We start from the raw sequence: 20,124 nt of genomic DNA on the forward strand, positions 1-20,124 counted from the left end.
AGAACTGATACTCGCGACATAGCTACCATCGGTTTTATCAATACCATGCGCTACTCACCCGAAGCCCTGGTCGCCTTTGTTGAAGCCGCATCGCTGGGTTCGTTTTCTGCGGCGGCACGCAAACTGCGCAAAAGCCAGTCCACGATCAGCATCGCCATCGCCAATTTCGAGGCCGATATCGGCTGCCCGCTGTTTGATCGCAGTGGCCGCCACCCCACGCTGAACGAGGCTGGTCGGCAGGTGCTGAGCCATGTCGAAGCGATCCTGGACGCCAGCGCCCAGCTCGATGCCCTGGCGGTCAGGCTGGGGCAGAACGTCGAGGCGCTGGTCTCGGTGGTGATGTCGGACAGCTACAGCGTCACCTTCCAGGGCGCGGTGATGGCCCGCTTCGCCCAGCAGTACCCGCACACCGAATTGCGCTGCGGCCCGGCGGAAGACGCCGATGTGATCGACATGATCCAGCAGGGCCTGGCACACGTCGGCATTCTCGCCACACAGCCCAGCTACCCCGCCGACGTTGCCGTGGCGCGCTTGCCCGAGCAGGCGGAGTTCGGTGTGTATGTGGCCAGCGGGCACCCGTTGGCAACTCTGGAAACGGTGCAAACGCAACACCTTGAAAACGCGCGGCAGCTGTACATCAAGACCTATGCCCCCAGCCTGCACCACGGCCGCGGCCAAGCCTGGTCGGCACCGGATTACCTCACCCTGCTGGAGTTTGCCGTGCGCGGGTTTGGCTGGGCGGAACTGCCCAGGGCGCTGGTGGCGCGGTTTGGCAACGAGCTGGTGGAGTTGCAGATAGCCGGTTACCCGCGCCGGGTGGATATGGATGTGGCCTGGTCGAGCCGGCGGGCGCTAGGGCCGGCGGGGCAATGGCTGGTGCGGCAGATGTTGGGCCTGTAGGCTTCATTTTACTTTCACGATGCTGGGTCTGCTGCGCAGGTTCCCCACACAACTGATTCAACGAGGCTCTGGATGCATTTCCAATCGCTCAGCCCCGACTCTCTGCCCGATAACTGCAGGGTGCTGCTTTACGCCCTGGCGACATCGTTCCCTGGCAAAGGGAAAACCTCGCTACTCAAATTGCTGCGAAGCATGGGTATCTGTGACACGGACGGCAAACCGCTTGATGCCAGTACGCTGCCCGGCCTGCTGGAATTGCTCCAGGACCAAGGGTGGGTCGAAGTGGAGCAACGTAACGAAGGTCAGTACTTCGTCGTGGCTGCACAAAGACGAAACAGTGTGCTGCAAAGCTTGCTGGGCGCCGCCGACGGTACTTTGCGGTTGCAACAGATCAGCTCCAGCTTGCCTGCACTTGGGGAGTGGCAAGTTCCTGGCAAGCCCCGGGCATTGCAAGAGCTCTGGCTGAATCTGCTAAGTGGTAACGGCACATTGCTGCAGCAGTCGCTGTATCTGACCGGCCGGCTGCACAACGCGACTGAATGGGCTACCCGGCACCCTATGCAGCTCCTGCAGTCCGACCCGATCGGCCGGGAGGTATTTGGCCAACTGGACGAGGTCGTGCGCAACTTGCTGCTGCAGGATCATCTTTGCCTGAACAACATCCTGCCAGGGCCAGTAAGTGAGACCTATGCATTGGCCCAGCAAGAGATGGCGCTCCACCGGTCCCCAGCGCTGGGGCGTCAGTTGATGCAGCAAGCCCTGTGGCGAGGTGACTGGAAAACGCTGCAGCGCTGCGGCGAGCAGGACTATCCCCTGACCTACCAGAGCCTGCAGTTGATGCTCCGCGGCCAATTCAGCGAGACCTTGGTACTGTTGCGCGCTTGGCTCACCGATCAGCGCAGGCAGACGAAAAAACGCAAGATTGACCTCCCGCCGCTGCTTAACGCTCTGTATTGCCTGGCGCTTATCGCTGAGAATGACAGCCAGCACCACGCTGCACTCAAGCAGGCACTGGCACTAGGCGAAAAGGAGAACTACGGCTGGGCCTACCCAGTCCTCCGTAAGCTGCTCGAGCAATTGCAAGGTGACAAACCAGATTTATCGTACCTGCGCACAAGTGCACTCAACGGCCTGGATGGCCTACTGCTCGCGCTTGCCCTCTACTGGCTGGATGCCCCGAACGCACGCGAGCAGGGCTGGTGCGCAACGCTGCAAGCTTACCGGGATAAACTTGATCAAGCGGGCTACGCCTGGCTGGCGGCAGAGTTCGATGCGTTGATCACACTGCAATTCGGCGTGCCACGGCGAGTTCACGACCTGCATCACAAGGCAGCACTAAAGCCACTGGCAACCCTGCTCCAACGCCAGGAAGCCTGGCAGCATGCCCTCACTGCACTGAGTCAGCTCAAACCTGCCAACGCTCCAACCAGCGCCGCGGTAAAGAAGACCACTCGCCTGGCGTGGCTGATAAATACCAGTCGATACTCCAACCAGCTTGAGCCGCGCGAGCAGAAGCTTGGCGCCAAGGGACAGTGGAGCAAAGGCCGTCCAGTTGCGCTTAAACGCCTGATGGATGAAGCCGACCGGATGGATTTTCTTTGCGAGCAAGATCGCCAAGCGATCAGCGTCATCCAGGCCAGCCAGACCTACTACTCCCATGCCGAGTACGAACTGCCCCTCGGCGTAGCCCTATCCAGGTTGGTCGGCCATCCGGCGCTGTTCTGGTACGACGCCCCGGACGTGCGGGTCGAGCTTGAGGCAGGTCACGCCAGCCTGCACCTTCAAGCCGCAGATCGGCAGATTCATCTGCGCCTTGAGCCGCACGGCATCGCCACCGACGACACCTACTACCTGCACCAGCAAACACCCACCCGCCTGCAGATTTATACGCTCAACAGCGACCTGCGCCAGATCGGCAAGATCATCGGTGACGGCCTGAACGTACCGCTATCCGGCAAGGCTCATCTGATCGACGCAATCAGTGCTATCGCCCCACTGCTACCGATCCATTCGGACCTCCCTGAGCTCGCGGCGCATGTCGACCACGAACTGGCAGATCAGCGTCTCTACGCACATTTGCTGCCACTTGCCGAGGGTTTGCGCCTGCAACTGCTGGTGCGCCCCTTGGCCGAGAGCAGTTGGTTTCGCCCGGGCCAGGGCGCGCAAAACGTGCTCGGTGAGCGCGATGGCAAACCGCTGCAGGTGAGCCGTGACCTGGCGGGTGAACGGCAGGCACTGCAACAGGTATTGCAGGCCTGCCCCGGCCTCGCCAACGCCCACACCGATGGCCATGAATGGCAACTGGACCAGCCTCAGGACGCCTTGCAGGTACTCGGCGAATTGCACGCACTGGACGGCAACCAGGTGCAGTGCGTGTGGCCAGAAGGCGAACGCATGCGCCTGAAAGGCCGCCTGAAGCTGAATGGGCTCAAGCTGGGCCTGCGCAAAGAGGGAGATTGGTTCCTGTTACAAGGCGAGATCGAATTCGATGACGGTAAGGTGCTGCGTCTGCGTCAGCTTCTGGAGCTGCTCAAGGCAGGCCCCGGGCGCTTCCTCAAGCTCGACGAGCGGGACTGGCTGGCACTTGACGAAACGTTGCGCAAGCGCCTGGGTGAACTGGCGCACCTGGCCGATCGGGTCACAGACCAAGGCCTGCGCCTTACCCCGTTGAGCACGCCGATCCTGGCCGGGTTGGCAGGAGAGGTTGGCGAATTCACTGCCGACAAAAGCTGGCAGGCGCACCTGCAAAAACTACAATCGCTGCGTGATTACCAGCCTCAGCTACCGCGCAACCTGCAGGCCGATCTGCGCGCCTATCAGCATGAGGGCTTCATCTGGTTGGCGCGCCTGGCTGAATGGGGCGTTGGTGCTTGCCTTGCCGACGACATGGGCCTGGGCAAGACGCTCCAGATACTGGCCCTCCTGCAGCTGCGGGCGGCCAACGGCCCGCAACTGGTTGTGGCCCCTACGTCTGTAACCTTCAACTGGCTGGCCGAGAGCAGGCGGTTTGCTCCACAACTGAAATTGCATCTGTATCAGCAAGAGCGAAACCTGGCTGACCTCGCCCCCGGCGACCTGGTCATCACCAGCTATGGCCTGTTGCAACAGGACAGTGCAGCCTTCGCCGCCTGTTGCTGGAACAGTGTCGTGCTGGACGAAGCCCAGGCTATCAAGAACGCCCAGACCAAGCGCTCACAGGCCGTCATGGGCTTGCAGGCAAACTTCCGCGTGATCGCCACTGGCACCCCCTTGGAAAACCATTTGGGCGAGCTGTGGAGCCTGTTCCGCTTCATCAACCCTTCGCTACTCGGCAGCCAGGAAAGCTTCAACAGCCGCTTCGCTACCCCAATCGAACAGGGCGATGCAGCAGCCCGACGGGCTTTGAAAAACCTCATTCAGCCCTTTATCCTGCGCCGCCTCAAAAGCCAGGTACTCGACGAACTGCCCGCACGGACAGAGATTACCTATAAAGTACCGCTGTCCGATGAAGAGGCTCACCTCTATGAAGCCCTACGCCAGCAAGCACTCATCAACGTCTCCGATTCGGTTCCCGGCGCAGGCCGGTCCTTTAAAATATTGACCGAAATTACCCGTCTGCGCCGCTTCTGCTGCCATCCAAACCTGGTAGTGCCGGAATCGATCCTGCCGGGGAGTAAACTTCAGGCCTTCACTGCCCTGGTCGAAGAGCTTTTGCAGAACGGCCACAAAGCGTTGGTGTTCAGCCAGTACGTCGACCACTTGAGCATCGTCCGTAAATTGCTCGACGGAAAGCACATTGCCTACCAATACCTCGACGGTAGCGTACCCGCCAAAGAGCGGGAGCGCCGCGTGAACGCCTTCCAGGCTGGCGCGGGTGAAATTTTCCTTATCAGCCTGAAGGCTGGCGGCAGTGGCCTCAACCTTACTGCCGCCGACTATGTAATCCACTTGGACCCTTGGTGGAACCCGGCTGTTGAGGACCAGGCCAGTGATCGGGCCTACCGCATTGGTCAGCAGCGCCCGGTGACGATTTACCGACTGGTGGCCGAAAACAGCATCGAGGAGCAGATTGTCGGCTTGCACGCTCGCAAACGAGACCTGGCCGAAAGCCTGCTTGAGGGTGGCGAAGTGAGCGCAAAGCTGGATGCCGACGCCCTGATGGAACTACTGGCTGGCGCGGTGCATTGATCAACATTGCAGTGATTCTGCAAAGTCATTCATCCGCTGCCACATCCACCACCTTCCAGCTGTCATCCGGGTCGAAGCGCTTCATCTCCTTGGCCAGCCTGTCGCCGTGCGGCCCGAGGTCTTTCTCGAACACCTGGCCGTCATGGCTGATCATGAAGCTCATCACCCCGGTGTCGTCGTACCTGGCGGGCCAGGCGACCATGGCGAAGCCACGGCTCATCTGGTTGCCGATCAGGTAGCTGTAGGCGCCCCCTGGGGCGGATGGGCCTTGTGCGTCGAGGATGCGGAAGTGGTACCCATACCAGTCATCACCCACCACATCCTGGCCAAACAGCGGTCCCAGCGGGCTGATCTGGCCATCGCCGTCGTCATCCCAATACAGCCCGTCATGTTTGCCGGGCTCGCTGAAAATCTTCTGCGCGTACTCCAGCGCACCGTTGCCGTTGCGGTCCTGGCTGGCATAGTCCATCTGCGCGTCGTGGTAGGCCAACAACGCCTGCATGGCCGCCAGTTCGTTGCGGCCGATGCGCCGGGCGCGGATTTCGGCGCTGCCGGCCTTGAGGTCGAAGCGCCAGCCCTGGCTGCTTCTGGTCAACGGAATGGGCAAAGTCCAGTGATCCCCGCCCACCGCAAGGATGGCCTTGCCCTCGCCTGCCATGTCGATACTGTGCTGCGCGCGATACTGCTCCAGAAAGGTGTCCACGTCGCTACGCTGCACACCACCACGCGGGATGTAGGTGCGCCAGTCATCACCCAGCAACTGGGCCAGGCGGGCTTCATCGGCCTTTTCCGTGCCCAGCGCCGCAACGAAGGACTCCACGGCCTTCTCCGGCGTCGGGAATGCTTCCTGGCCAGCAGCCAGGGAAGCCCATGCCAAACCTGTCGCTAGCAGCATGGCTGCAAATACTGGACGTTTCATCGACGGCCTCCTCCGCCGCGCCGCATTGGCGCACTGGGTCGGGAGATCTGATGCCCGGCAGCACGTGATGCATTGGGGCGCTGAGCAAACGACTGGCTGGTACGACCGCGGTTGGCCTGCAGGTTGGTGCGTGACGGCGAACGCACGCCATCAAAGGCATTGTTACGCGCCCGGCCTGCGCTGTTGGCCGGCCGGTTCTGTGCCACCTGCCGGCCTTGGGCACTGCGTGTTTCCTGGCGACGGTCGGTTACTCTGGCATTGTCGCCACGGGGTTGCATGCGGTTGCCCACCGAATTACCCGCCTGCGCTTCGCGCATTTGCTGGCGTGCCTGGCGGTTGTCGGTGGCCGGCCGTTCGATACCCGCGCGGTCCATCGAGGCCCGGGCCTTGTCCCGAGCCTGCGCCCGCTGAGCATCGTCGCCACGGAAGGCGGTGCGCTGGGTGGCGCCGTCCAGTTGGCGGCCATACTGCTGTCGGCTGCGGGCATCGCGGTATGGCACGCCTTCGCGGTTGGCGGCATTGTGCTGCCATTTGTTCTGGTTGTTGGTGATGCGGTTGTTGGCGTTGATGTTGTTGTAACGGTTGACGTCAATGTCGATGTCATTGTTGCCCCAGTCGCAGTCGCCCCACAACGAGGCGACGATCGCCACGCCGGTACCGAAGGCCAGGCCGGCCACCAGCGCGGAACCGGGGTAGTACATCGGCGGCGGCGGATAATACATGGGCGGTGAGGCCGGGTAGGCCCAGGTACCATAGGTGGTGGTCGGGTTGTAGGTGGGCACGTACACCACTTGTGGGTCGGCCGGCTGGATGATGATGGTGGACGGGGCGCTGCTGGCAGCCCGTGTTGCCGGGGCGGCCTGCACGGTCACGTTCTGGTACTGGTTGCTTTGCAGGTTGCCGGCCGCCTGTGCCTGGTGACGCAAGCGCTGCACCGCGCCCATGACATCGTCGGGCTGCGCCAGGAACGCATCACCCAGGCGCTGCACCCACACCGGGTCCTGGCCCAGGGTCGCCAGCAGTTGCGGGAAGGCTACCAGCGCTTGCACGCTCGGGTCCCACGGCTGCTTCGCCACCTGTTTCACCGCAGCATCGCCCGACGCCTTGGGGTTGGCCTTGGACCAGGTCACAGCTTCGCTCACCTGCCCTGGATAAGTGGCCGCCATCAGTACCTGGGCCAGCAGCGGGTCGGGGTACAACGCAACCGGCGCCAGCATCTGGTCCAACTGCTCTTGCGTGAACACCGGGGTCTTGGCCGCGACCGTCTCGGTCTGCGGGGCCGGGTCGGGGGCGGGTACGTCTTGCGCCAGCACCAGGCCGGGCGCCGGGTTCAGGTACATCAGCGCCGACAGCAAAGCAAACAATGGTCAGATCGCGTGGGTTAAGGGTAGCAATGGCGATGCTTTTGGCCAGATGCCAGGGCGCAAACTTTTAGCACTGATGCTTGCGTCAATAGTGACTATCGAACAAGGCAATTTCTACTGATCGCGCAGGCTTAATAACCTAGCTCCATCGATTCGAACCTGGCGAATCCCTGCATTTTGGAGCTGCTCGATGAACACCAAGGCCCGCCTCTTCCTCACTGCCCTGGCCGCTACCTGCATTGCTGTACTGGCCGGTTGTGCCAACCACCCTGAACTGCGTGCGTACAGCGCCGCAGAAACCCGCCAGCTGCAACTGGAAGCGTTGCAGCGCCGCGGCCTGTCGCTGGACGACTACGAGCAGCAACGCCGGGTGATCCAGCGTGCCGGCAACCTGCCCGTGGTGACCGAAGCCGCCGACGCAGACCGTTCGACCAAAGGCTGAGTGGGGCAGGCAAAGGTTCCCTCCTTCCACCTGCGCAGGTATCCTCTACCGCTCAACCGCAAGCCTTCCAGGACGGAGACCATGACCAGGCCACTTCTGTTGCTGAGTGCTGCACTGCTGTTCAGCCCAGTGTTGATGGCCCAGCAGATAAAACGCGAACTGGGCGACTTCGACTTCACACTCGGCACCACACCCTCGCGCAGCATGGCCCAAGGCCTCATTTCACCCAGTGCCGTCGGCGCATTCCATGGCGGGCTGGACTTCAGCCACCCCAGTGGCTGGTACCTGGGCCAGTATGCACCCAGCATGGGCGTTACCCCCAATTCGACACTGCGCCTGGACAGCTACCTGGGCTACAAGCACCGTCTCGACAGCAGCCTGGGCTATGAAGTGGGGTTGATTCATTACAGCCAGCCGACTATCGCAGGCCCCGACAGCTATGCCCTGTACGGTGGCATCTCGCTGTTGGGCAACCGCTTCGGCGGCGCGCTGCGCGACAACCCCGGCAACCGCACCGGCACCCTGTTCGCCGACTTTGGCCAATTGCCCCTGTTCGATGTCGACCTGACCGTCAAGCTTGCCCATCATCGCCTGGGCACGCCGTTCACCATTGGCGACGGCAGCCAGGTGAATGCCTTTTCCGACTGGTCGCTGGAGCTGTCGCGGCCCTGGCTTGGCATCGACCTGAACCTGATCTACAGCAACTCCAATCTCAGTGGCGGCGGTTGCGATGCCTATACGGGCATCAACACCTATTGCGACAGCGTGGTCACGCTCAAGGCGCAGCGCAGTTTCTTCTAAGGCCGTGGTGCCAGCGCCAGGGCTATACCGCCCAGCACCACCACGCACGCGATCAGCAAGCGCAACGACAGCGGCTCGCCAATCAGGGCAACACCGCCCAGCGCGGCTATCACCGGCACGCTTAGCTGCATGGTCGCCGCCTGCTGCGCACTGACCTGCCTGACCACGCCATACCAAACGGCGTAGCCCGCGCCAGAGGCCAGCACGCCGGAGCCCAGGGCATACAACAAGCCCAGCGGCGAGAGGTGCGGGCCGGCGCCCAGCAACAGCATCGGTAGCAAAAGTGCCAGGCAAGGCAGGCTACGGGCAAAATTGCCGGCAGTATCGGCCAGCGGCCTGGGCGAGCCTCTGCCCAGCAACGTGTACACGCCCCAGGCCACGCCAGACAGGGCCATCAGCAAGGCACTCGCCAAGGGTGGCGCCGCGGCCCCAGGCAACAACAGCACCAGCAGCCCGGCAAAGGCAATCAACATGCCCAGCAGCATGCGTGCGGTAATGCGTTCACCTTTGTACCAGGCAAAGCCGAACATGGTGATCTGCACCGCAGCGAACAGCAGCAATGCCCCCGCCCCTGCACCCAGCTGCAGGTATGCCGCAGAAAACAGGGAGGCGTAGAGGAACAGGGCCAGGCCACCACGCCAACTGCCGCCCATGCCCAGCGCAGGTTTACGCAGGCGGATCAACAGCAGCAGGAACAACGCACCACTGGCAAGGCGCACCACGGTAAACAAAACCGGGTCGATGGCCCCATCCTTTAGCGCCAGCCGACAGAACACCGAGTTGGCGGCGAAGGCGATCAGGCTGAAGAACGCGGGCCAGACCCAGGCCCTGGCCTTGCGGTCGGTCAGCGTGGTAGTGCCGGTACTCATGGTGTGGTCACCTCTGAGGGAATATTGTTGTTATAGCGGCCATGCGTGTACCGATATACAACAAAGTGTTTCCAAGGCGCCACCACAGCATCACTCAGCGCTAAAGCGCTGCCACCGCTTCGATTTCCACCAGCATGCCGTCCAGTGCCAGCCGGGGTACCGGGATCAGCGTGCAGGTCGGTTTCATGTGCGGGCCCCAGGCCCTGTCGGCTTCTGCCACCCATTGGCCCAGGCGGGTTTCAGAGTGCTCGACAATCAGCAGGGTCAGCTTGAACACCTGGGCCAAGCTGGCGCCTTTGCACGCCAGGGCCAGTTCAAGGTTGGCCAGCGCCTGGCGGGCCTGTTCAGCGAACACTGGCGACAACTGGCCGTTGCTATCCTCCCCGCCCTGGCCTGCGATGAACAGCAGGCGGCTGCCGGCGCGCACTTCGGCGACATGGGAATAGGCATTGCCACTGGGGTCGTACAGGCCTTCAGGGTTGCTCAGCTGAAATGCAGTTGATTGGGTCACGACAAGCCCTCACTCGGTAGGAAGAGTGGCGGAGTATCGGACCTGAAGTTAACTCGAGGTCAAGCGCAGGGTAGGACATTTCGCACAATGCATTGCCATGCTTGAACCACGCGTCTGTTTGCGTAGCAGTCGCCAGGCAGTAGATTGCAAGACCCGGCATGGAGGCCTGTACGTCACAAGGAAAAGCGCATGAGCAAATATGATTTTCTGCTGGCCTATACCATCAAGCCGCAAAACCCTGCCCACGATGAAGCCGATGCCGCGCAGGCACGCCTGCACCTGCGCGAGAAGCTCGGCCTGGACACCGTCGAGCAAATCGAAACCACCCTGCTCGGCGTGATCACGCTTAAAAGCACCATCCTCGCAGACCGCAAGCGCGAAGCTGAAAGGCTGCTGCACGATTACATCCATGAAGCGCTCAAGCAGCTACGGGTGCTGTCGACCGTGAAATTCTACGGCTGCCTGATGGTTGACGGGCTGGGCCCGGCCATTCGCTTCGAGATCCTGCCCAAATGAATCTCGATGGCATCAGGCGCCCCCGCGCCTGATGCCGGACACCGTCATTTTTCCTGCAGGACCGCCCTGCCCTTCACCGCCCGCGGCCCGCGCCAGGCCCAGAACAACAACCCCGGGAAGGGTGCGTAGACGACGAATACGATCCACAGCATCTTGCGCTCGGCGCGCCGGTCACTGCCGATGATGTGCCAGATGGCCCAGATTTCCAGCAGGATGACCAAGGCTGCGATGATGATCCAGATCGTTCCTATTTCCATGAGCGCTCTCCCATTTGGCATGTAATGCGTTGGGTTACTGATAGCGTTGAGGGTTCAAATTGATTTCTGGCTGCCACCGTGGCATCGCGTGCCTGTTTCGAAATGACTTGGGCGTCTCGCATTTCAATTTGAAGAACTGCCGGTTGAACAGGGATATATTTGAATACCCAACCGAATAGGCTATGAAGCTGACGGGTTGATCCGTACCAACTAGCAGCGCGCAGGCCTTTGCGACTCTAAGGCTCATCAGGTAGTCGACTGGGCAAGTATTTGTGTGCCGCTTAAACATGCGCTGGAATCCAGAAACACTCAAGCATGCGACATCGGCAACTTCAGAAATTTTTATGCTCCGGTGGAAATTCTCGTGAAGATAGCCCAGCGCCTTTAAGATTTTTGTCTCGCCGCTCTTGGAAATCGAAGCGATGGCGCTGGTACCAATGACTGTAGTCGACCTATCGCTCGCAAGCTCCAGCAAAACCTCCAAGAGTTTGATGAAGCGCTGAGAGGATGGCCGGTCTAGCATCCCGAGCAGTAGCGGTATGACTCGCTTTCGGATCAAGCCAGAGAATTGCAAGGCTTGAAATGGTTGGTTGAACAGGTCTTTTATCTCGGCCATTTCGGGGATTGTAGTGACCATCTGATCCAACCAAAGCTGGGAGAACTTTACCACCACGACCTGGTGCCCAGCCCCCTTACGAATCTCACTGACTGATCTCCAGCTATGAGGTGTACCTGCCCTCAGCAGCACGAGATCAGCATCACCATACTCACTGACATCATCCCCAATGTAGCGATACCCCTCACTGTTCAGGGTCAGGGTTAGCTCATACTCCGGGTGATAATGCCACTCGAAAGGAATACCCTCCTTCAGCTCACGATGGGTGAATGACCAAGAGGTGGAGGGCTCGATGGCAACAGCTTCTAAGGTAGGTCGCATAGGGCTTACTGATATCAAGGCTGAGCGTTGGACTTCACTTGTCGATTTGGGAGAGAGGTAGCATCTTGAGCTTCCTCGCCTCCGATGCGATCAGACAACCTCACTTCCGATTGGGCGGGCCTGCGTACGCGTGACTGTTAGCAGTCGCACGCCCCTTCGCACAGGCCGCGACCATGGCGATCCAATAGGCACAGTGAGGATCAGGAACAACTGTCGAAGATCCCAGTTGAACCCAATCAAACCCGAACCGATCTAGGCGCCCGAGATCGCAAATCTCAGGATGGAAAGCAGCTCGAATTTGGGAGCCCAACGCTGAGTACACTCATGATTCCGAAGAAGAACACCACCCCAATGATTACCTTCTTACGACTGAAGCGATCGGCCAAAGGCCCTCCCACCAACGCACCTATCGCTAAACCAAAAAGGCCGGCGCTCATCACGACGCCAAGTGCCTCGCGGGGAACGCCCCAGTCTGCAACGATGGCCGGGGCTATGAAACCCATGGCCACCACATCAAACCCGTCGAGCACCAATACCGTCACGCAGAGCAGCAAAATCTTCCAGTGAAAACGTCCAAACCGCTGCTCGCCTAGAAAGCTCTGCACATCCATTGATCTTTGCATGACCAACTCCCTTTTCATGATTTCTGGCCGTCGAGCTGACGGGTTGTCAGCCCGACCAACTCGCATTGCGGAGGCTCAGCTACTTCCACCAATACTCGACCTGAACCCCGACGTTGGATCCATGCAGGTCGGTACCGAATGAGCCTGTGTCGGACAGTGCAGCCCCCGGGGACTGAAGGCTTGCGGCGCGTTGGGCTGCCTTGTTCCAGGTCGCATAGGTGTAGTAGAGGCGAATCTCTGGCCTTTCCCAGAAGCCAGGCCCTTTCGGCGACCATGTAGGCGCGATGGTGTACTTGGTCAGCTTGCGCGTTCCCCCGGGAGCCTCGACCTGGTCTCGGCCAACCTCAGTGACGAACTTGAACTGATCACTGATCGCATAGACCGGACGAATACCCACCGACAGCCAGTTTTGATCTTCTCCATCAGGGCGGATGTCTTTTTGATAGACCAGCTGAACCTGGCCGCTGAAGGCTCGGGTCATCTGCCAATCGAAGAACTCAACCACCCGCCAGCTTTTGTTGGCCTGATCCAAAGAGGTGTCGCCGGTATAGCTCAGCGCGGTACCGGAACCTTGGCCATATTGCATCGCGAACTTGTTCACGCCGCCTAGGAAGTCAGTCTGCTTATGCTGGGCGATCACCGACCAACCTTGGTGGGCCCCTTCCCGGCTCGGCTTGTCCAGGTAGCTGGCTCCTAGCTGCAGTTCTCCCCCTGGATTGGTATCGAAACCACTGACAGTGAAGTCATGACGGGTGACCATCTGCTTCTGGAAAATATTGTCTTTACGCGAGAAGACATAGCTGTACTTCAGGTCACCGAGGGCTACCTGGTCAAAGCCGAAGCCGGTCGAGCTTTGGTTCCAATAGTAGTAGTCAGTGATATGGATGTCGTTTCGATTGTAGTAACGGCGACCAGCCCAGAACGAGCCACCGTTCAGCACGGGCATTTTGCTCCACTCGGCATACAGTTGAGCCATGCGGGTGTAACCGTACTCACCGTCAAACTTTGGAGAATGACCATACTCATTGAAAAATTGGGCCATGCCCTCAACGCTGACTACGGAGCCATCGTCAAGGGTCAGAAGATCCTGGCGCAGATCCAGTTCAAGATACTGCTCGCATTCGTTACCCAAGCGATATTTTGACCCCGCACCTGGTAACTGGAAGCACGACTGCTTCCCTCCCGCCGTAGAGTCCCCAACTCCTGTCCTGAAATACCCGCTGAAATTAGTTGCATATGCTTCGTGAGGCAGAAAACCAGCAGCAGACAACGCACCCAGAACAACGCCGAGAGTTTTGAATTTCATGGAAAAACCTTTGATTATTTTATTTGTTCGTCAAGGTCAGCGAAACGCACAGACTTAAGCACCCACTGGAAATGGCATACCCAGAGCGAGCGGCTAGAGCTACAAGTCAAACTAATTTGTTGAAAAAAAGGCACCGACTTACCCAAAACAAAAGCGCGTGAAAGCCTCGGGTAAAACCGGTGCAAAATGACCACAGATAGCAGTGACTGATCGAGATACCGAGTTAGTTAGGTATGATCAAACACCAGCAATTACACCTCGCGACGCTGCTTAATGCCGTAGCCAGCGATAACGAGGAAACATACGAGAGGAACAATGAACGCCATAGCTGTGCCGTAGACATCGGCAATAGCACCCATGCAGTAGGGAGCGATAGCCCCACCCACCAGCGTCATGACCAGGTACGAACCCGCTTTCTTGGTGTGTGCGCCCAAGTTCCTGACACCCATGGCAAAGATGCTGGGGTAGAGAATCGACATGAAGAAGAACACGCCGATCAGGGCATACACCGAGAACTCTTGGATACCGGAAACTGCCACGGCACACAGGACAGCGTTGATCAATGCGTATGCAATGAGCATCCCGGTAGCTGGGATGAAGCGCATCAACCAGGTACTGACGAAGCGACCGATCATGAAGCTGAGCATCGCAATAGACAGCAGATACGAGGCTTTCTGAGTGGTCAGACCGCTCCAGTGCTCAATGGCATAGTTGATGAAGAATGCACCTACGCCCACTTGAGCAGCAATGTAGAAGAACTGAGCAACCAGGGCACCGGTGAAATTCGAATGCGACCACAGCGAGCGGCTAGTCCCCTCCTGCTCTGACGAATAACTCTGGGCCTGGATCTCAGGCAGCGGTACCGCAGCGAACACGACCATCATCAGGATGACCACTAGGCCCAGGCAGACATAGGTCAACATGACGGGATCAATGGTGAAACCCACCAAGGCAACGGGAGGCGCAAAGAACAGCGACCCGCCAATCAGTGGGCCAACGAAAGCCCCCAGACCGTTGAAGGACTGAGCAAAGTTCAGGCGGCGCTCAGCAGTTTCCGGTTTACCTAATACCGAGGCATAGAGGTTAGCGGCAGTTTCCAGGCACCCCAAGCCGCACGCCAGAACAAACAAAGCACCGAGGAAAGCGAAAAATGTACCGGCGCCGGTAGCAGGAATGAATAGCAGTGCGCCCAGTGCGAAGAGCGCAAGTCCAATCTGGATCCCGGCCTTGTAGCCAAAGCGATCCATGAAGATCCCAACCGGCAACGCAACAATGAAGTAAGCGCCGAAGTAAGCAGCCTGCAGGTAGCCAGACTGAGCTTTGCTTACATTCAACGTGTCTTGGAAGTGCTTGTTGAGCACATCCAGCAGACCGTGGGAAAGACCCCACATGAAGAACAAACTGGTGACCAAAATGAAGGCAATTTTGGTTGCAGATGGTGCAGTGGCCTTGACCTGCACAGGCATTTCGAGTTGAACAGTCATACACGCCTCACTTTTTTTATTGGATAGGTGTAATCGCCGAGATCAGATACTGATCTCAGAACCGCGTGTTTCGGGTGCGAAGAATGTGGCCACGAACGAGATACCTGCTAAGAGGACTACGTAAGCGGCTATCGGCCAGTAGTGGTTACCCGACCAACTTAGCAATGCAGCTGCAACAAAGGGCGCGATACCACCAGAAGCCAGTGCAGCAAACTCCTTGCTTACGGCGATGCCGGTGTATCGATACCTCGCGTCGAACAACTCAGGGAAGTAAGCGGCTTGAACCGAATACATACCGAACGCCCCCAGGCTGATCGCGACAACCATGCCGAGAACGATTAAGATCGAGTCCATCGTGTTGAACAGCCAGAACGCAGGAAATGCCCACAGCGCAGCAATCAACGACGTCACTCGGTACATCACTCGACGGCCCAGGCGGTCAGACAGATAGCCGATGAGCGGAATCGTGAAGACCGACAGCGCAGCCGCGACGATCAGACCCATCGTCCCCACCGATTTGTCGACCAGGAGTACCTTGGCGAGGTAGCTCAACGCGAAAACCTGGTAGAGGTATGAGGTGCCGTTCTCGCCAATGCGTAGGCAGCAGGCAACGATTAGATTCTTGCGTGAGAATCGGAGCAGGTCTTTCACAGGCTGCTTGCTCGCAAGTTTCTTCCGTTTCATCTCCTCGAAGACAGGGCTTTCCTTGACCCGCAACCGGATGATGATGCCCACGGCAATCACTACAACACTGAACAGGAAGGGGATTCGCCAACCCCATGCCATGAAGTCCTCATGAGGCATCTGCTGCACCAGCGAGAACATGCCAGCAGCCAACAGAATGCCAATGATGATGCCGGCGAAAGGCAGCGATGCGTAGAAGCCTCGAGTCTCTTTGGGCGCGAACTCCGCAACGATCAGCGAAGCACCCGCCTGCTCAGCCCCTGAGCCAAATCCCTGCAGTAATCGTAGGATTACCAATAGTCCTGTAGCCCAGGCGCCTATCTGCGAATAGGTAGGCAGCAAGCCGATCAACAGCGTGGAGACACCCATCAACAATACGGTGGAAACCAACACGAATTTGCGGCCCTTGCGGTCGCCTACGCGACCAAAGAACAGACCGCCAAACGGCCGCGCAACAAACCCAACGGCATAAGTGGCAAAGATCGCCAGCAGTGCAGTGACTTTGTCGAGCCCTGGGAAAAACAGCTCGGAGAAGATCAACGCAGACGCTGTGCCATAGATCGAAAAGTCGTACCACTCCATGGCGCTCCCGGCGATGCTCGCCACGATGACCCGGTGCAGATCCTTCTTGTCGACCGCCTCAGCAGCAGTCGCAGTGTCCGAAACGCTATTGGCTATGGTGCTCATGGGGAGTCCCCTTATTGTTCTTGTTCCGCACAGTAGGGTTCGCACGCACGAACCCTACGCCCGATTGTGCTGCGTCAATCAGCCAGTGATGCCTCCGTACACCGATGCCAGTCCTTTCATTCTCTCAACTGCGAGCTCAGGTTGGATCAGCACACCGGCTTGATCCGCCAAACGGAACACTTCGCTGTAGTGAGAAAGCGAGCGGGCAGATTGCATGCCACCCAGCATGGTGAAGTGATCCTGGTGACCGTTCAGCCAAGCCAGCAACACGACACCTGCTTTGTAGTAGCGGGTTGGAGCCTTGAAGATCTCGCGCGAGAGCGCCACGGTTGGGTTCATCAGCGCGTGGTAGCGCGCCAGGTCGCCATCGGTCAGCGCTGCCAGTGCGTGAGCCGCAACAGGCGCGATAGGATCGAAGATCCCCAGCAGTGCATGCGAATGATGAGTGGCATCACCGGCAATCAACTCACCAAAGTTGAAGTCGTCACCGGTATAGAGCTTGACGCCCTCTGGCAGACGGCGACGAAGCTCGATTTCCCACTCAGCTTCCAGAAGCGAGATCTTGATGCCGTCGACCTTGTCCACGTTGGACTCGATAATCGACAGCACGGTATTCATCGCGGTCGGTACATCGGTGCTTCCCCAGTAGCCGCGCAGGTTGGCATCGAATGCCTCGCCCAACCAGTGCAGGACAACCTTCTCACGAGCCTCGCCGAGCAGGATCGAATAGACCTTCTCGTAGTCTTCACCACCTTTGGCTACCGCGCACAGGGCGCGGCTAGCCATCAGGATGGCGCTGCCGCCCACGCTATCGACCACTTCGAACTGCTCGCGGTAAGCGGCCAATACATCGTCCAGGGTGGTCGAAGGGGTCACGACCAGTTGATCGGTACCTACGCCACAGCTCAGGTCAGCGCCTTCGATCTGGCGTGCGTGAGTCACGCTACGACGGATCAGCTCCGCCGACTCTTTCCAGCCCAGACCCATGCCACGTTGAGCAGTGTCCATGGCCTCAGCGATCTTGAAACCGAGGCTCCACAGGTACTCGCGGAAGCCCAAGGTCTTGTCCCAATCGATAGCAACAGTTTCGTCCCATGGGTTAGCCGGACGAGCAGGATCGATAACTACGTGAGCAGCAGCGTAAGCAATACGGCTGAGCGGGCGTTTCTCGAACTTGGCAAACGGCGCGTCAGCGTTTTTCAGGTCGTAGCGTTCGATACGGCCATCAAGCGTGGGCAACAGAATATTCACGAGACTTTTCCTCTGACTGGGGGGCTTTGCCAAGAATGAGATCTGCCGCTTTCTCGGCGATCATGATGGTCGGGGCATTGGTGTTGCTGCTGTTCAGACGCGGCATGATCGAAGCGTCCACTACGCGCAGCCCGGCGATGCCATGAACCTTGAGGTCGGTAGACACCACCGCATCTTCCCCATGGCCCATACGGCAGGTGCCTGCTGGGTGGTGATCGGTCTTGGCGTTAGCGCAGGCGTACTCGAACAGTTGCTCATCGCTGACCTTGTCGAGACCAGGCAGGCGCTCAGCCAAGACGAAGCGCTTGAGCGCAGGTTGCGCAAGGATTTCACGTGCCAGCCGCAGGCCCTTGATCGACATTTCGCGGTCGTAAGGATCGGCGAAATAGTTCGGGTCAATCAGCGGAGCATCCGTTGGATTGGCGCTGGCTAACCGAACGGTGCCGCGAGAGCGAGGACGCAGGAGTGCCGAGTTGAGGGTCACACCTGAATTGGTCATCTGAGCAACACCTGCTTCGATGCCAGACCCCAGACCAAGGTGGAACTGAATGTCAGGCGAACGTGCTGCAGGATCGGCGTACCAGAAGCCGCCTGTTTCAAACAGGCTGGACGCCACCGGGCCTTTCTTCAGCATCAGGTATTGCAGACCCGCCCACGCCGCCATATGCGGTTTCCCGTAAGGGTCGTAGGTATGGTCGCCAGTGCACTCAGCGATGGCGAACAGATCCAGGTGATCCTGGAGATTACTGCCAACACCCGGCAGCACGTGCTCAACCTTCACGCCCACTTCGCGCAGGTGATCCTCAGGGCCAATACCGGATTGCAGGAGCAGCTTTGGTGAACCAATGGAACCGCTGCTGACAATGACTTCCCGGGCTGCCTTGTAGAGCACCGGCTTCGCACCCTGTACCGAAACCTCAACGCCAACTGCACGCTTGCCTTCGAGCACAATTCGATGAGTCAGCGCATCGAGCACAACAGTCAGATTCGAGCGGCTCATCGCCGGGCGAAGATACGCTACCGAAGTCGAAGAGCGCTTGGCGTTCAACTGAGTAAGTTGGTAGTACCCCAGACCGTCCTGCTCGGCGCCATTGAAGTCAGGGTTGAACGGAATGCCCAACTCCTGACCCGCCTGGAAAAATGCCTCGCAGATTGGCAAAGGGCTGATGGGGTTCGAGACACCCAATGGCCCTTCATAGCCGTGATACTTGTTGGCGTACCGCTGATTATTCTCGGCACGCTTGAAGTAAGGCAGCACATCTTTATAAGCCCAACCTTCAGCACCGAACTCGCTCGCCCACTCGTCGTAGTCAGCAGCAGCGCCACGGGTGTAGATCTGGGCATTGACGGAGGAGCCCCCGCCAATGACCTTCGCCTGGGTGTAATGCAGTACCCGGTTTTTCAGGTGTTTCTGAGGGACTGTCGACCAGCCCCAGGAACCCCGTCCTTTGGTCATCTTGGCGAAACCCGCAGGCATGCTGAAGAGTGGGTGGCGATCCCCTCCTCCAGCTTCCAGCAGCAGCACATTATTGGCTGGGTTTTCGCTGAGTCGATTGGCGAGCACACAGCCCGCCGAACCGCCTCCGACAATGATGTAGTCGTAAGTCATGACGGCACTCACAGACGAGGGATGGCGAGACCGCCATCGGCGTGGATGACAGAACCCGTTGCGAAGCCAAACTGGCCGGAGGCCAACGAGCTGACGATGGCGGCGATGTCGCTGGTTTCACCCCAGCGGCCCATCGGTACCAGACCATCTTTGAAGCGTTGCTCGTATTTGTCGGCGACACCCGCAGTCATATCGGTGCGGATCACGCCTGGTCGTACTTCGAATACACCAATGTTCTCTGCGGCCAAGCGCAGGGCGAACAGCTTAGTGGACATGCCCAAAGCAGCTTTGGACATGCAGTATTCGCCACGCTCAGGCGAAGCCAACTCCACGCTTACACTCGAGACATTCACAATGCTGCGAGCATGCGACGACGGATTCTCAATCATCTGCTTGGCCACCTGCTGCGTCAGGAAGAAAGTCCCACGCAGGTTGGTTTCCAGCACTACATCAAATGCCTCTGGTTTCATGGCCAGCAGGTCGCCACGGGAAGGCGAGCCAATGCCGGCATTGTTCACCAGGCAATCGACTGCACCACCCCACGCCTGAACACGCTCAAGCAATTGCGCGTGTGCCTCCAGGCTCTGCAACTCACTGGCTACCGCCAGCCCTCGCCCACCCAGTGTTTCGATCTCGGCGCACAGTTGCTGCGCTACTTCATCTTCGTTGCGGCAGGTAAAGGCAACATCGAACCCATCACGCGCCAGTCGAAGGACGATGGCGGCGCCAATTCCGCGCCGGCCTCCGGTGACCAGTGCGATGGGACGTTGCGAAATATTGTTGTTGTTTGTCATGGC

General features: G+C 59.1%; 18 protein-coding genes. 5 read left to right on the forward strand and 13 right to left on the reverse strand.

The genetic code is table 11. The features are described 5' to 3' along the window. The first annotated feature begins 45 nt into the window (after nt 1–45). Nucleotides 46–900 carry a LysR family transcriptional regulator gene (locus ABOC32_RS19100; protein ID WP_426808401.1) on the forward strand — a complete coding sequence of 285 codons (855 nt, stop codon included), beginning with the start codon at nt 46–48 and terminating at the stop codon, nt 898–900. A 192-nt stretch (nt 901–1,092) separates the two neighbouring features. After that, nucleotides 1,093–5,067, forward strand: a complete 3,975-nt coding sequence (locus ABOC32_RS19105; protein WP_426808402.1) for a DEAD/DEAH box helicase — start codon at nt 1,093–1,095, stop codon at nt 5,065–5,067. Nucleotides 5,068–5,092: 25 nt separating this feature from the next. Here ABOC32_RS19105 and ABOC32_RS19110 read toward each other — a convergent pair whose 3' ends face one another. Next, nucleotides 5,093–5,986 carry a DUF2950 domain-containing protein gene (locus tag ABOC32_RS19110; protein ID WP_426808403.1) on the reverse strand — a complete coding sequence of 298 codons (894 nt, stop codon included), beginning with the start codon at nt 5,984–5,986 and terminating at the stop codon, nt 5,093–5,095. Further along, entirely contained in the window at nt 5,983–7,326 is a 1,344-nt protein-coding gene (locus tag ABOC32_RS19115; protein ID WP_426811629.1) for a DUF3300 domain-containing protein, read from the reverse strand. Before ABOC32_RS19115 ends, ABOC32_RS19110 begins: the two co-directional genes overlap by 4 nt. A gap of 214 nt (nt 7,327–7,540) precedes the next feature. Between ABOC32_RS19115 and ABOC32_RS19120 the strand changes: the two genes are divergently transcribed. Beyond that, nucleotides 7,541–7,792 (forward strand): hypothetical protein, encoded by a 252-nt coding sequence (locus ABOC32_RS19120; protein WP_426808404.1) that lies wholly within the window; start codon nt 7,541–7,543, stop codon nt 7,790–7,792. Nucleotides 7,793–7,873: 81 nt separating this feature from the next. Beyond that, the gene (locus tag ABOC32_RS19125; RefSeq protein WP_426808405.1) at nt 7,874–8,593 is read left to right on the forward strand and encodes a TorF family putative porin; all 720 of its coding nucleotides are present in this window, start codon (nt 7,874–7,876) and stop codon (nt 8,591–8,593) included. Here the strand turns inward: ABOC32_RS19125 and ABOC32_RS19130 are convergent. Both ABOC32_RS19130 and ABOC32_RS19135 read right to left on the reverse strand, forming a co-directional pair. Next, nucleotides 8,590–9,462, reverse strand: coding sequence for a DMT family transporter (locus ABOC32_RS19130; protein WP_426808406.1), 873 nt, complete (start codon nt 9,460–9,462; stop codon nt 8,590–8,592). The genes ABOC32_RS19125 and ABOC32_RS19130 overlap by 4 nt on opposite strands. Before the next feature lie 100 nt (nt 9,463–9,562). Beyond that, the gene (locus ABOC32_RS19135) at nt 9,563–9,973 is read right to left on the reverse strand and encodes a RidA family protein (RefSeq protein WP_426808407.1); all 411 of its coding nucleotides are present in this window, start codon (nt 9,971–9,973) and stop codon (nt 9,563–9,565) included. 189 nt (nt 9,974–10,162) lie between these two features. Between ABOC32_RS19135 and ABOC32_RS19140 the strand changes: the two genes are divergently transcribed. Further along, nucleotides 10,163–10,489 carry a hypothetical protein gene (locus ABOC32_RS19140; protein WP_426808408.1) on the forward strand — a complete coding sequence of 109 codons (327 nt, stop codon included), beginning with the start codon at nt 10,163–10,165 and terminating at the stop codon, nt 10,487–10,489. Between the two features lie 44 nt (nt 10,490–10,533). Here the strand turns inward: ABOC32_RS19140 and ABOC32_RS19145 are convergent, their stop codons facing one another. From ABOC32_RS19145 to ABOC32_RS19185, 9 genes are all read right to left on the reverse strand, one after another. Beyond that, nucleotides 10,534–10,746, reverse strand: coding sequence for a PLDc N-terminal domain-containing protein (locus ABOC32_RS19145; RefSeq protein WP_016499394.1), 213 nt, complete (start codon nt 10,744–10,746; stop codon nt 10,534–10,536). Nucleotides 10,747–10,780: 34 nt separating this feature from the next. Beyond that, nucleotides 10,781–11,683, reverse strand: a complete 903-nt coding sequence (locus ABOC32_RS19150; protein WP_426808409.1) for a helix-turn-helix domain-containing protein — start codon at nt 11,681–11,683, stop codon at nt 10,781–10,783. A gap of 275 nt (nt 11,684–11,958) precedes the next feature. After that, nucleotides 11,959–12,306: an MFS transporter gene (locus ABOC32_RS19155; protein WP_426808410.1), complete on the reverse strand. Its 348-nt coding sequence runs from the start codon at nt 12,304–12,306 to the stop codon at nt 11,959–11,961. 79 nt (nt 12,307–12,385) lie between these two features. Continuing rightward, nucleotides 12,386–13,612, reverse strand: a complete 1,227-nt coding sequence (locus tag ABOC32_RS19160; RefSeq protein WP_426808411.1) for a maltoporin — start codon at nt 13,610–13,612, stop codon at nt 12,386–12,388. A 251-nt stretch (nt 13,613–13,863) separates the two neighbouring features. Continuing rightward, a complete protein-coding gene (locus ABOC32_RS19165; RefSeq protein ID WP_426808412.1) occupies nt 13,864–15,096 on the reverse strand; it encodes a sugar MFS transporter in 1,233 nt (410 codons plus the stop codon). A gap of 42 nt (nt 15,097–15,138) precedes the next feature. Next, entirely contained in the window at nt 15,139–16,467 is a 1,329-nt protein-coding gene (locus tag ABOC32_RS19170; RefSeq protein ID WP_426808413.1) for an MFS transporter, read from the reverse strand. A gap of 78 nt (nt 16,468–16,545) precedes the next feature. Then, nucleotides 16,546–17,718 carry a dihydrodipicolinate synthase family protein gene (locus tag ABOC32_RS19175; RefSeq protein ID WP_426808414.1) on the reverse strand — a complete coding sequence of 391 codons (1,173 nt, stop codon included), beginning with the start codon at nt 17,716–17,718 and terminating at the stop codon, nt 16,546–16,548. Next, complete coding sequence (locus ABOC32_RS19180) at nt 17,693–19,327, reverse strand: GMC family oxidoreductase (RefSeq protein ID WP_426808415.1); 1,635 nt, start codon at nt 19,325–19,327, stop codon at nt 17,693–17,695. Before ABOC32_RS19180 ends, ABOC32_RS19175 begins: the two co-directional genes overlap by 26 nt. A gap of 8 nt (nt 19,328–19,335) precedes the next feature. Next, complete coding sequence (locus tag ABOC32_RS19185; RefSeq protein ID WP_426808416.1) at nt 19,336–20,121, reverse strand: 3-ketoacyl-ACP reductase; 786 nt, start codon at nt 20,119–20,121, stop codon at nt 19,336–19,338. Nucleotides 20,122–20,124: the final 3 nt, after the last annotated feature.

It is taken from the genome of Pseudomonas sp. WOUb67 (assembly GCF_050058005.1).
Taxonomy (GTDB): domain Bacteria; phylum Pseudomonadota; class Gammaproteobacteria; order Pseudomonadales; family Pseudomonadaceae; genus Aquipseudomonas; species Aquipseudomonas putida_R.